Below are 14,914 nucleotides of genomic sequence, written 5' to 3' on the forward strand. Positions count from 1 at the left end.
ATTTTTTCTATTGGCATTTTAGATTTAAATAAATATCGTTGCAAAAACACAAATATTTAAAACAGAATAATTTTAATTGAATTAAAACTATGAAGAAACTTTCTCTTTTTTTTACACTTTTGTTTGCTGTTGTTGCTTTTGGACAAACCATTCAAACACCAAAAATAATACCTCCTGTACCAACAGCTCAAAATTTTATGCGATATGGAGAAATCCCTGTTGATTATAGTACGGGTATTCCAAATATTGAAATTCCAATATATACCGTTAAAGGAAATAAAATTTCATTGCCAATTTCAATATCATATCACGCTTCTGGAATAAAAGTAGACGATATAGCTTCAGAAATTGGTTTAGGCTGGGTGTTGAATTGTAGTGGGTTAGTCTCTAGAACAATACGAGGTAATAGAGATGAAGCTGATGTAGCATCAAGGACATATTATAATTCTAGTCAGCTATACACTGATTTAAACAATAGGGCCTATCAGTATCAATGTAATAGTGGAAGTTTAACTGGAGCTTATAATTTGCAAGATTTTTTAAGAAATAAAGTTAACGATGTTGAGGATTTGATGAGTGATCGATATTTTTTTCAAATTCCAGGATCGGGCTCCGGTGTATTTACTTATGATTATTCTGTTTTCAATAATAAACTAAATAATGCAATTACATTGCCTTACAGGCCTATCAAAATAAAAAACAATCTTTCAACTTTAAACTCATTTGAAATTACAGATGAAAATGGAACCATTTACACCTTTAAATCAGTCTATACAGGTGGTGGGATTATCTCTGAGTGGTATTTATCCAATATAGTTTCCGCAGATGGTACTGAAGAGATTAAGCTAAATTACGTGGCCCAAAATCAAGGCATTGCTTATAACAGATGGGATTTTGTGTTTCAAAGTGGCATTGACAATCCCCAGGGAATGAATTGTTTGCCTTATGATATTGGCGCTTCTTCTTCATTGTCTCTTTCTCCTGTAAGACAATTTACAACTCCTGTTTTAAGTAGTATTGAAAGTAATAGTGAAATAATAAATTTTGTTTACGATACGCGAAGTGATTTTTTATACCTCAAGAGGTTAAAAGAGATTAACGTTTCCTCTAAAGATAACCCGGCTGTAGTTAAGAAAAAAATCGAATTTTCATCCAAATATTTTAATTCCTGGGATAATGTAGACAAGAGATTAGCATTAGATTATGTAACAATATCTAATCCAGAGAATTCAGATACGCAAAAATACGCATTCAAATATAATGAAGTCAATAAGCTTCCACCTTACCCTGAACACATGACAAATAGGAGGTATAGTGTCGATTTTTGGGGCTATTATAATGGCGTAAACAATATCTCAAATCTTCCAGCTGAATTTCTTCCTATTGCCAATAGGAATAGCTATGGAGGGGATAGAAATGCAAGTTCAGATCAAGCAACAGCAGCAGCTTTTATGTTGCAGGAAATTAAGTATCCAACAGGGGGTAAAACTGCTTTTGAATTTGAAAGGCACTATGCAGATTATTTATATACATATAAAAATACATCTGGTATCGCGGTTAATAAAGGAGGATATATAGGAGGATTTAGAGTAAAAAAAATATCAAATTTTAAAAGCGATACAGATCTAAATCCAGAAATTAAATCTTACAGCTATAATGGAGCTGTTTATCTAGCACCTAAGCAAGAATATTTCTCTCACGACCAGAGATTTACTGAAGTAATCAATATTCCTGGTTCTCCGGGAGTTCCTGATACTTCCTGTTGGACAGATTATCAAAGGAAAATGGTTTATTCAGAACCTTTTTTCCCAATGGAAGTTGCACCGGGTTTAACAATTATGTATCCTTCGGTTACTGAAGTGATTGGTACTTCTCTAAGCAATGCGGGTAAAACTATTTATAAATACAATATCCCTGAATCAGCAGTAGATTATTATAACAATCCAGAGCATCCCGCTGCATTTGAATCAGAATTTTATTATCATCCCCAACATTATGATAAAGGAAATTATGTTCCAAAATTAGTAGATAAAGAAACTTATGACAGTGCTGGAAATAAAGTATATGAAGAACATAATCAGTACGATAACTACTTTGAAACTACTTTTAATACCGGTATTAAACTTAGTAGGACAAAACTCTATGATCAAAATTATTTTTCTGCAAACTATGCCTATGTTTCTCCTTGTTGCTATTGTTCTGCTCCTTCAACAACTTGCCAGGCTGGAGGTATATGTTCTCCAGTTGTACAAGATTTTTTAGCATCAGTAATAGCTATAGATACTAAATGTTATAGAAAAGCTTCCTTACTAACCTACACTTTGAGAAAAACATATGATAAACTCGATCCAAATAAAGCTATTTCTGAAACTATAAATTACCAATATAATCAGCAAAATCTAAGAGAAAAAGAAGTCTCTAAATTAAATAGTTCAGGAGAAAATATAATAACCTCATACAAGTATCCAAATGATTTTTATTCTACTTATCCCTATACAACTATGGTAGATAAAAACATTATAACTCCTGTAATTGAACAGACTACTAAAAATCAAGGTGTACAAATTCAAAAGATATATAATGAATATAAAAACTGGGGAAATAATATTATAGAGCCAGAGTTTGTTAAATATCAAAAAGATACACAATCGGCTTTAGAAAATAGAATTCGATTTTTGGCCTATGACCAAAAAGGCAATATTATCAGTTTAAAAAAAGAAGATGATATTCCAATAACCTACTTATATGGATACAATAAAACCCTTCCTATCGCTGAGGTAAAAAACGCTAATAATATAGATCAAAGTACCTCGCAAACGGAATATTTATTCAGTAATATGTTTGTACAACCAATGTCGTTAAATCAAAATTATACTGTGGGTACCTTTACAGTCTCGACGGATAAGACGGTGCAAATTAGTCGGGACTATGTCAAAAATAATGACCATGAAACGACATTTTATATCTCTGTATACAAATCTGGATTCTCGTTGCCACAAATCAGTGATTATCTCTCTACAGGTCAGACCGATGCATCAGTTTCATCGTCTTATTTCTTGCCAGCAGGAACCTATACAATTGTAATGAATGTAGGATATGGAGGAAAATCAGGGCCGTACCAGCATGATATAAACTTTAATTTAACCTCTACTGTGGAACAAAAATTGAATATTCCTTTTCATACCAGTTTTGAAGAGGATACGCAAGCTATAAATACGGTTTACGCCAAGACTGGCAAAAAATCCCACAGTGGATCTTATACTATTAACATACCGCCAGCTTCTGCCGGATATACTCAAGTTATTGTTTCTTACTGGGGCAAAACAAATGTATCATCACCTTGGACCTATGTGGAGAATGTTTTAAATACAAGCAATGGGTTCGTATATACAGTTGGCAGCTCATACGCTTATATAGATGAAGTTAGATTGTATCCTGTAGAGGCTCAGATGACCACTTTTACCTATGATTCTTTTTTTAAAGCTCCGACCAGCGTTATGAAACCTGATAATAGGGCTGAATATTATGACTACGATGGATTTGGCCGACTTAAAGAGATTTATCTTAAGGACACAGCCGATGCAAAGAGCTTGCTCAAATCTTTTAATTACAATTTCAAGCCTTTTGTACAATAGTAATTTCAAGGGTAAACCTTTGAATTCTGAGCAAAAAAAAAGTAGAATATATTCTAAACTAATTATATAAAAAAGTAAACCAAATGATTATAAAAAAAATTATAATTCTGTTTTTGTTTTTATTTCCTATACTAATTATTGGTCAAACAAATAGCGAAAATTATATAAAAACTGTAGCCTATAAAACACAAAGTAGCTCGGTAATAGTATCACCAACAATTAATCAGGCGAGTGAAAATATTACTTATTTTGATGGTTTGGGCAGGCCTGTACAGCAAATAGCCAGTAAACAATCACCCACGGGAAAAGATATTATAGTTCCCATAGAATACGATGCTTTTGGACGCGAGGAAAAAGAGTATCTTCCTTATGCATCTACTCAGAGCAATTCCAGTTATATTGATTCTGCCACTTTGCTTGTCAATCTTAAAGCGCAGTATCAAACCAATTATGGCGCTTCCAATGACAACCCTTATAGCCAGAAACAATTAGAAGCTTCTCCTCTTGATCGCGTCTTAAAACAAGCGGCACCGGGATATGATTGGAGAATCAATGGAGGTCATGAAATAAAATTCGACTACCAAACTAATACCGCTAGTGAAGTAATCAATTTCAAAGTTAGCCTCACTGTGGCAAACAATACGTATATCCCTACATTATCAAAAAGTACAGCTAATAATGGTTTTTATAATGAGAAGGAACTTTACAAGACTATAGTCTATGACGAGAATACTGCAGCTTCGCCACTTGAAGGAGATGGATCTACGGTAGAATTTAAAAATAAAGAGGGTCAGGTAATTTTAAAAAGAACCTATGGCAACTCTATGGTAAATGGTACCTCTCAAAATAATATAGCTCATGATACTTATTATGTGTATGATATTTACGGAAATCTGACTTTTGTAATTCCTCCCAAAGCTGTTGATTTAATTAGTAATAGTTCGATGAATGCACTGCCAAATGAAACATCAACAGCACAAATAAATTCATCCAGCAATCCACTGTATATAACTGCCACCAATTCTATACGGCTCCTTGAGGGATTTCATGCCCAGGCTGGCAGCGCCTTTAGTGCTAAAATTGTGAACTCAGGAATTTCTGTTTTAAAGGAATTGTGTTACCAATATATATACGATAATAGAAATCGCCTGGTGGAGAAAAAATTACCGGGCAAAGATTGGGAATACATTGTATACGACAAACTGGACAGGGTTATCCTTACACAAGATGCCAATTTAAGAACAGATAAAAAATGGCTTTTTACCAAATATGATGCTTTTAGCAGGCCAGTCTATACAGGAGAATATACCAATATAGTAAAAACGACCCGTGTTGATATGCAGTTGCTTGCAGCTGCAAGTACTTCACTTTTTGAAACCAGGCAAGCAGCAAACACTATAAATGGAAGTACAGTATATTACACCAACAATGCCTTTCCTGCCATTAATGATGTAAATATTAATTTGTTTACCATAAACTACTATGATGATTATAATTTTGATGCTCTTCCTGCCGGTACTTCAGTACTATCCTATGGTATCACCCCTACTGTCAACGTTAAAGGTTTATCAACAGGCAGCAGAGTGCGTATTTTAGGAAAATCCAACTGGATAACCAATTGGAACTACTATGATGAGAAAGGAAGGCCTATTTACAGTTACAGTAAAAATGATTATTTGGGCACTACCAGCATCGTGAAAAGTCAACTTGATTTTGTTGGCAAAACTTTAGATGTGACATCGTTGCACACCAGAAATAGTGTCACTACTACCATAAAAGATACTTTTACTTATGATCATGCCGATAGGCTCACTAAACAGGAACAATCTATTAACGGAGCCACTCCGCCTGAAATCATAGCTGCCAATACCTACGATGAATTAGGACAGTTAATCATCAAAAAAGTAGGAGGCAAAACGGTACAAGGCTTGCAAACTGTAAATTATGGATATAATATCCGAGGATGGCTTAAAAATATTAACGATGTGAACACGATTGGTACTGATTTGTTTGCTTTCCAAATCAATTACAATGACATTGCTGATAACACTAAAAAAGTCTTTAATGGAAACATCAGTCAGACTTTTTGGAAAACGACCAATAGTGATGCAAGTATAAAAAACTATACCTATAGCTATGATAAATTAAACAGATTAACTGACGCGGTTGATAATTTAAACAAGTTTAGAGAAAGTATAAATTATGACCAAAATGGAAACATTACTAATCTTGTACGACAAGGGGAAATTGTGGCCGGTGTACCCTATATTACCAATCCGTCGGATTTTGGCATTATGGACAATCTTACCTATACCTATGACATGGGAAATCAGCTTCAAACAGTGTCTGACAGTGCCAATGATACTTATGGATTCAGGGATGATCAGATTGGACCGACAGCAGATAGCTCTACTGATTATACTTATGATGCTAACGGAAATATGAAAAGCGATACCAATAAAGGGATTACAGCGGTACAATACAATCATCTTAATTTACCAATGCAAGTAACTATCGCAGGACAAAATATAAAGTATGAATATGATGCTACGGGTGTAAAACAACAGAAAACAGCAAATGGAATTGTGACAGATTACGCAGGAGGTTTTATCTATGAAGGCAGTCAATTGAAGTTTTTCTCCCAGCCAGAGGGTTACGTATCTTATAATTCAGGAACTTTTGACTATATTTATCAGTATAAAGATCATCTGGGTAATGTTCGTTTGAGTTACGACAAGAACTTAAATATTATTGAAGAAAATAATTATTATCCGTTTGGCTTAAAACATAAAGGCTATAATAATGCAACGGTAATTGGTGCAGGAAATGCAACAGCGCAAAAGTATAAATACAATGGAAAAGAGTTGCAAGACGAGCTTGGACTTAACATGTATGACTATGGGGCACGTAATTATGACCCTGCGATTGGTCGCTGGATGAATATTGACCCTTTAGCCGAGCTAGCATATGACTTAACCCCAAATCGCTACTGTTATAACAATCCTATTAGATTTGTTGACCCAAGTGGACTATGGGAAGAAACTGCTACTGGTTATACAACTGATAAAGCAGATGATATAAAACGTTTTATGTCATACCTAGGATTTGAAAAAAATGCATTAAACAACTCTCCTACAGATGAGCAGATGGGTTCATTTGTTGAAGGAGAAATGTCAGAGGGAGGACATGGAAAAACAAGCGATGGAGCAATTTTAGCAGATGAATTAACAATTGTTGGCAGTAGAAAAAATGGAAAATTTGAAGGTTATGCAGATAAATCACTACAAGATTTTTCGCATGGAGTGCAAAGAAGTTTAACACCAGATGCCTTAGACCCTAGAACCATTGGGCAACAATTTTTTGGATTTGGAGGATTAACTTATCCAGGTCCATCTAACCCAAAGACTTATGCAGGAAATGACGATTATTCATATGTACCCCAAGGAATAGAGGAATTTCCAGCATTAGCGCATGACTTAGCGTATGATAAATTAAAGATTAGAGGAGGTGCAGGATTATTTACTGCTACAAAAGCTATTAAAGCAGATTATAAATTTGTCACTCAGGAATTGGCGATTGCATTGACTCCTGGTTATAGTGCTCAGACAAGAGGAAGAGCAGGTGCAATGGCTATAGGATTGGGAACTTTTGCTTTGCCAAAAACAGTTTATTCTACTGTAATGGACACATATGGGAAAATTCACGAAGCAACTAAAGAATAATAAGCAAAATAAAAATTATGATATTCAAAAATAAAATAAAAGGATGGGTTTTACTTGTTACAGTTTCTTTAATAAGTTGTGATGGAACCTTAGGAGGATTCAATACAATTAGTTTTCCTACATCAAAGAAAAATATTGAAAACGCAATAGATACTTTATATTCAAATTACCCTGATTATAGGATTCCAGATAAATATAAGAGTTTTGATAATTGGTCAAAAAGTGGATATGATTTTTTAGACACTCGGATATTCTATTTTAGTCAGGCACCTGAGGAAATGTACTATGTCTCTTTTGTCGGAGATGAAGAAACCTTTAAAGATTCGACACATATCGATATTGCTATTCGTGCAGTTTTTATGGGAAATAAAAGAAAGTGGCTTAAACAAGAAGATTTTAACAAAGAAGAAGAAAGTAGAATTCAAGCAAGATTTAATACGGAAATAATCTCTAAACTTGAAGGATATACAAAAAGTAAAGCTAAAGATTTAGGTTATTAAATTTTCAATTAAATAAATTTATTGCGGTAAACCTACGCCAAAAGCCATTCCATAACGGAATGGCTTTTGGCTTTTATAGCGACATTGTTATCATGTATAACGTACCAAAGCGTAATTTACGTACTTAGATTATCCTGCAACCGCTGGACGACCCCGAAAAATAATCCGAATCAAAATCTGCAACTTATCCCCTTCCTGTATCAGCTGTCTCGATACCAAATACCAAGATTCTTAATTTCAAATTACCTCCCCGTACTATAAAATTGTGTACCTCTTCCAACCGATAACATCAATGCTTTAAGTGAAAATTCCACATTTTTTAAACTTCCCTGACCAGTGTCCCCCGCTAGCGCGAGCGTCCCGCTGGTGAACGCAATCAAAATCAATAAAGCAAAAGCCATTGTGTTACGGGATGGCTTTGCTTTTTTAAATCTTTTTTTGCTAGCGTATGTCTGTTTTCGGAAGTATTAAAAAACAAAAAAGCTCCAGATTTCTCTGAAGCTTTGTTTTAGTAGTTCGCCGCGGCGAAGACTCGAACCTGTGTCCGCCGTGGAGGATATGAGTCCGACGTAGATTAAAACAAAAAAGCTCCAGATTTCTCTGAAGCTTTGTCTTAGTAGTTCGCCGCGGCGAAGACTCGAACCTGTGTTCGCCGCGGCGAATATGAGTCCGACGTAGATTAAAACAAAAAAGCTCCAGATTTCTCTGAAGCTTTGTTTTAGTAGCGGGAACAGGACTCGAACCTGTGACCTTCGGGTTATGAGCCCGACGAGCTGCCTACTGCTCTATCCCGCGATGTTTCGGGTGCAAAGATAAGCAGTAAATACGGTTATGGCAAGAAATTACAGAAATATTTTTTTAGATGCTTTAAAGTTTAATAACTTCTTAACATACAGTCGTTTGTGTGTTTTTAGAAAGCGATTTAGCTAATGGAATCAATTTTATAATTCAGTAATTCCAGATAAGGATCATTTTTTAAACCCAATAAAAGACCAAAAGCAGGCTCGGTTTTGTAACCTTTTTGTTTGAGTTGAATGATTTTTAATCGGAAGTTTTCATCTTTTGATGCCAGGATTTGGTGTTCGATAATCATATGTTTATAACCGTTTTGATTTTTTGTCGGAATGTTTTGTCCGAAAATTTCAATTTCAAAAGGATCAATTCTGAAATTCGCTACTATAGTTTCCTGATTATCAATTTGCGTTTCCCGAATTTTGAATTCTCTTTCATTTCCAAAAACAGCTTGAATTTTGGCTATAAAATCAGTTTTGTTTCTCCAGTAACAAATAATATCAAGATCGCTATTTTCAATATCAATATTTATCGGAATAGTGCCAACTAAAATAGGTTCAAATTCAGCAATATTCAACAAAACATTATTTCGGGTTAAGATCTCATAAGCCAGAATTTGTTTTTGATTTCCGGTTTTTAAATACTCAATATTGCTAAAGTCTGCCATTCTACTTGCTATAATCTTTTACTTCTTTGATTTCTTCTTCTAATATTTTATTAATATCGACTTTGGCATTTATAAAAGTGAAAATTGAGGTCTTATATTCTCGTGCATACTTATTTGTTATTTGACCAACATAGGCAGAAGATTGAAAATGCTGGCTTGTTTCTTTAAATTCAGCTTCAGCTTCCTCATATTCTATAACTCTGATCACATTTTTGTACTTCACATCAAGATTAAACCAATTTACATAATCGGCATTAAAAGAAACGGCTTTGATTCCTTTTTTAGAATAATAATTGATAGCTCCGGCTTGTCCGTAATTATCACAAAGTACAAGTGTTTTCTCCGGATTTGGAAGAGAAGCATAAACAGAATCTGTTTTGCGGGCCAATTCTTTCCATCCCAGCATATCGGCAAAATCTTGTGGCAACGCATGATCTTTTCCATCTTCCCAACGCAGCATTCCCAGTTTTTTATATTTCTCAGGATGCTTCACTATAAATTCAGGACTTTTGTTTGGAAAAGCCATGTTGTACATCGGAATAAATAACAATAACGGAATCAAAATAAAAATCGGTTTTAAATATCTTTTCCATCCTGAATTTAAAATATTCGAAAGAAAAACAGCGCCAAAAGCGATATAAACAGGATATAAGCCAATAGCATAATATGCTTTTGCTTTAAAATAAATAAAAACAATCAGGGTGAAAATTATTGAAGCAAAAAAGAACTTAAAATTTGCAAAGGGTTTGTTAAATAATAAAGCATATAATCCGGAAAGAATAACGAGAAAAGAACCAATAAAAAACAACAATTGTTCTTTTAAAAAGCCAATACGATCTACATTAATTAGTTGTGTTTCGGCCAGTTCTTTCATATGATGCACTATCGGAAATTGATTGTTGTATTGCCATAATAAATTTGGAAGAATCAATAATAATCCCAAAATCAAAGCAAAATAAAGTTTTTTCTCTGCTAAAATTTTTCTTTGATTAAAAAGTAAAAGAGCAGGTAAGAGTCCGATAAGTAAAAACAGAATGTTGTATTTGTTCAAAAATCCAAAAGCGAATACAACTGCTCCAATATAAAACCATTTTTTTTCTTCTGTCGTTATGTATTGAATAATAACATAATAAAAAGCGGTCCAGCACAAAACATCTAAAGAGTTTGGCTGGTATAATGTATTGAGTCGCAATAAGCATGAAAAGAGAATACAAGTCGCACCCAGAATTAAAGCGTATAAATTGCCTTTAAGCGTTTCAATAGTTTTCCAGACAATTAGTAAAGTCAATACGCCAAAAAGAGCTGGAAAGAATTTAATCCAGAAAACAGAATTTCCGAGCAAAAATATCAAATAAGAAAACCACGAAGTAACCGGCGGAACGGATAAATATCCCCAGGCTAAATGATGCGCCTGATCAAGATGCAGGTATTCATCACGCTGCAAATCATATTCCGGACTTATAAGGATATATTGTAAAGCAAATTTTAGAATAATAAATGCAATTAGAATTATCGTTTTTTTGGTCATAAAGGTTTTGTTATAAATAACTTAAGTGTTATAAATTCTTTAGCTAATATATCATTTATTTTGAATTTAGAATGCCACTTATAATGATTCTGTTTAATAAAAGACATATCAATTTTGGAAGTTTTAATTTCATAAAAATGAATGTTTTAGCCCGAAATAAGCTGTAATTTAGCATGAAAGACCAAAAAATACTGAGAATAGTGCTTTATATTAACTCTAAAAAAACGATTTGTTTAAAAAATATTTACAAAATCGTTTTAGTAATTCTATTTTAGTTTATATTTGTGTATATTTAAAGCTTAAAAAAGATAAACCATAAATGAAAAAGATTACTATAAAGGATATTGCTATAAAGGCTGAAGTCTCAATATCTACTGTGTCTTTTGTAATTAACGGTAAAGGGGAAAAAATGGGAATCAGCGCTGCTGTCATAAAGAAAGTGCAGGATATCGCTGAAAAACTTCATTATAGACCCAGCATGATTGCAACCAGTTTGAGGACTGGAAAAACAAGATCTATTGGACTTATTGTAGAGGATATTTCGAATCAATTTTTTGCTGATTTGGCAAGAGTCATCGAAGATGAGGCTAAAAATATAGATTACAGAGTTTTTTATTGCAGTACAGGAGATGATGATGAACGTTCTGAAGAATTGATACATAGTCTTTTGCAGGCAAACGTAGATGGTTTTATTATTACACCTACACAAAATCTTGAAGACAAAATTGATCTTCTTTTAAAATTGAAAAAACCCGTTGTATTAGTTGATAGATATTTTCCGGGACAGCAAGTAAGTCATGTTGTAATGGATAACTATGAAGCCTCAAATTCGGCTACGAAATTTCTAATCGATAAGGGATGTAAAAATATTGCTGTTGTTAATATTACATCTGAAATGATTCAGATGACTTTAAGGGAAGATGGTTACAGAGACGCCTTAAAAGAAGCTGGAATGTACAATGAATCGCTTGTTCTTCATGTAAATTATCATAGCAATGAAGAAACAAGAATTGAAGAACTAGTAAATTTTTTCAATAAAAATCCTAAGATAGACGCTGTTCTGTTTTTAGCAAATTATATGGGATTGGCGGGTCTTCAGGCCTTTAGAGGAATGGGGATTAGAATTCCTCAAGATATCGCTGTTATTAGCTTTGATGATCATGACAGTTTTAAATTGCATACGCCTACAATAAGTGTAATTGCACAGCCAATTGAAGATATTGCAATTAATGCCATTCAGTTATTAATGAGTCAGATGACAGATATAGAAACATTTGAAGTTGAAAAATGTCTTAAAAAGGGCAATTTGATTATCAGAGAATCTGTCTGATTTAGTCACAAGATTTTTAAAATTAAAAGGAAAAACGATTCGTTTTTTTTAGCTATTTTACTAAATCGTTTTAGCTTGTTTTAGTATTAAAGTATTGAATTAATTGGGTTTTCTTAAGAAGAAGAAAATTGAAAATTTAGTTAATAAACGAAGAATAGTATTAAGAAGGAGAAATAATAATTTATTTCCGGAATAAAGAATAATTTAAAAATTTTGGTTAGTTAGTTTGAATTAAGCCGGGTTGGAATACCTGTACCTCCCGGCTTATTTTTAAGTTACGATTTTTGATTAAGTTTAGAGAGATAAAGGTTTAAATAAACAATTTAATCCGTGTCATTAGCATTCCATTATAGAAGTCAAATAAAAGAATAGAATATGTTTACAAAATACAACAAAATAGTGTTTAGCGGAATTTTAGCTTTAAACCTGTTTTTTACCCATACTTCAATTTCACAGGAAAAAAAGGCGAAAGCAACTAACTCAGATTATACCCAATATGTAAACCCGTTTATAGGATCTGCGGGGCATGGACACGTTTTTGTAGGCGCTAATGTTCCTTTTGGGGCAGTTCAATTAGGGCCTGTAAATATCTTTGAAGGCTGGGATTGGTGTAGTGGTTATAATTATGCCAGTAATACCATTTTAGGATTTACACATACACATTTAAGCGGTACCGGAATTGGAGACTTAAATGATATTCTTTTACTTCCCGTTTCCGGAAAAGTGCCTCTTTTTAAAGGTACAAAAGAAGATATGATAAACGGTTACGGCTCTTATTTTTCTCATGAAAATGAAATAAGCAAGCCCGGTTATTACAGCGTTTTATTGGATAAATATAAAATTAAAGCCGAATTAACAGCCAGCGAAAGAGTTGGTTTTCATAAATATACTTTCAATTCTGCTACAGATTCACATGTTTTATTAGATCTTGCTGATGGTGTGGGTTGGGATAAACCAGTAAAAACGTTCATCAAAAAAACAAATGAAACGACACTTGTCGGCTATCGTTTTTCAGAAGGCTGGGCAACGGATCAGCGTGTTTATTTTGCAATGGAATTTTCTGAACCAATTTCAAATTTAGCCTTATACGATGATAAAACTGCCGTTTCAGGAACTGAAGGTGAAGGTTTAAAAATGAAAGCTGTTTTGGATTTTGCGTCTTTAAAAAACAAACAGGTTTTAGTAAAAGTCGGAATTTCACCGGTAAGTTATGAAAACGCTTCAGCGAATATAAAAGCGGAGATTCCGAATTGGGATTTTGACAAAACAGTTAAAGAAGCAACGTCAAAATGGAACAAAGAATTAAGCAAAATTCAAATCAAAGCAAATGATAAAACAATGAAAGTTTTTTATACTTCATTATATCACACTGCATTTGCGCCTTCCATTTTTAATGATGCAAACGGAGATTACAGAGGAACAGATAAAAAAGTGTATGAAAAAGCAAACTTCACAAACTACACAACTTTTTCACTTTGGGATACTTACCGAGGTTTACATCCTTTATACACAATCACACAACCGGATAAAATTAATGACATTGTAAAATCATTTTTGGCTATTTACCAACAACAGGGAAGATTACCGGTCTGGCATTTAATGGGAAATGAAACCAATACAATGAATGGAAATCATTCTATTGCCGTTATTGTGGATGCCTATCTAAAAGGTTACCGTGATTACGATGTGGCATTAGCCTACGAAGCCATCAAAAAAACGGCTATGCAAACGCGCGACGGAATGGATTATATACAAAAATTAGAATACATTCCTGCTGATAAAATGCTTGAAACGGTTGGGAACGCTTTAGAATATGCTATCGATGATTATTGTGTCGCTCAAATGGCAAAATCACTAAACAAGACAGAAGATTATACTTATTTCTCAAAAAGAGCCAATTTGTACAAACTTTATTTTGATAAAGAAACCACTTTTATGCGTGGTAAATTAACCAATGGAAATTGGCGAACACCTTTTAATCCGCTATCCTCTGCGCATCGTAAAGACGATTATGTTGAAGGGAATGCCTGGCAATATACCTGGTTGGTTCCCCAAGATGCTTATGGTTTGATTGATTTATTTGGAAGTGAAAGTAAATTTTTAGCCAAATTAGATTCCCTTTTTCTAATTACAGATAAAGTAGAAGGAGAAGAAGTTTCACCAGATATCAGCGGTCTGATTGGGCAATATGCACAAGGAAACGAACCCAATCATCATATTCCGTATTTATATGCCTATGCAGGAGAACCTTGGAAAACAGCAAAATTAATTAGGGAAATTGATGATAAATTCTATTCTACAAAACCGGACGGACTATGTGGTAACGAAGATTTAGGACAAATGTCTGCCTGGTATGTTTTATCTTCAATGGGATTTTATTCGGTTAATCCGGCGAATGGAATTTATGTTTTTGGAAGTCCATTAGTAAACGAAGCTACTATTCATCATAAAAAAGGAATCTCATTTACAGTAAAAGCTATAGATAACAGCGCTTCAAATATGTATATTCAAAAAGCAGAATACAATGGAAAACCGTATACAAAATCATTTATTACACAGGATATGATTGTGAAAGGCGGTGAATTGAAATTATATATGGGAAGCAAGCCATCAACAACTTTTGGAGTAAAAAAAGAAGATAGACCTCTTTAAATTTTAGATTTTTAGAGTTCAGATTTTAGATTTAAGAATTAGGAAGTTTTGCTTCCTGCAAGGTTTTTAAAACCTTGTAGGTATGATT

Annotated in this window: 7 protein-coding genes and 1 tRNA gene; 5 read left to right on the top strand and 3 right to left on the bottom strand. The window is 33.6% G+C overall.

Features of this window, described 5'->3' with window-relative positions:
- Positions 1-89 precede the first annotated feature (89 nt).
- From AC1RRN_RS08250 to AC1RRN_RS08260, 3 genes are all read left to right on the top strand, one after another.
- Entirely contained in the window at positions 90-3,635 is a 3,546-nt protein-coding gene (locus AC1RRN_RS08250; protein WP_492966846.1) for a hypothetical protein, read from the top strand.
- Positions 3,636-3,718: 83 nt separating this feature from the next.
- Entirely contained in the window at positions 3,719-7,357 is a 3,639-nt protein-coding gene (locus AC1RRN_RS08255) for a DUF6443 domain-containing protein (protein WP_492966847.1), read from the top strand.
- 17 nt (positions 7,358-7,374) lie between these two features.
- The gene (locus AC1RRN_RS08260; RefSeq protein ID WP_492966848.1) at positions 7,375-7,857 is read left to right on the top strand and encodes a hypothetical protein; all 483 of its coding nucleotides are present in this window, start codon (positions 7,375-7,377) and stop codon (positions 7,855-7,857) included.
- Between the two features lie 722 nt (positions 7,858-8,579).
- On the opposite strand, the gene AC1RRN_RS08265 is transcribed toward AC1RRN_RS08260, so the two are convergent.
- The 3 genes from AC1RRN_RS08265 to AC1RRN_RS08275 all read right to left on the bottom strand — a co-directional run bounded on the left by AC1RRN_RS08265 (position 8,580) and on the right by AC1RRN_RS08275 (position 10,844).
- Positions 8,580-8,652, bottom strand: a tRNA-Met gene (locus tag AC1RRN_RS08265).
- A gap of 127 nt (positions 8,653-8,779) precedes the next feature.
- Entirely contained in the window at positions 8,780-9,316 is a 537-nt protein-coding gene (locus tag AC1RRN_RS08270; protein WP_492966849.1) for a DUF4269 domain-containing protein, read from the bottom strand.
- A gap of 1 nt (position 9,317) precedes the next feature.
- Positions 9,318-10,844, bottom strand: coding sequence for an ArnT family glycosyltransferase (locus AC1RRN_RS08275; RefSeq protein WP_492966850.1), 1,527 nt, complete (start codon positions 10,842-10,844; stop codon positions 9,318-9,320).
- Positions 10,845-11,163: 319 nt separating this feature from the next.
- Here AC1RRN_RS08275 and AC1RRN_RS08280 point away from each other — a divergent pair, with 319 nt between their 5' ends.
- On the top strand, positions 11,164-12,174 hold the full coding sequence (locus tag AC1RRN_RS08280) for a LacI family DNA-binding transcriptional regulator (protein WP_492966851.1): 1,011 nt from the start codon (positions 11,164-11,166) through the stop codon (positions 12,172-12,174).
- Positions 12,175-12,549: 375 nt separating this feature from the next.
- The gene (locus AC1RRN_RS08285; RefSeq protein WP_492966852.1) at positions 12,550-14,826 is read left to right on the top strand and encodes a GH92 family glycosyl hydrolase; all 2,277 of its coding nucleotides are present in this window, start codon (positions 12,550-12,552) and stop codon (positions 14,824-14,826) included.
- Positions 14,827-14,914: the final 88 nt, after the last annotated feature.

Source organism: Flavobacterium sp. GW821-FHT11G01, from assembly GCF_058808175.1.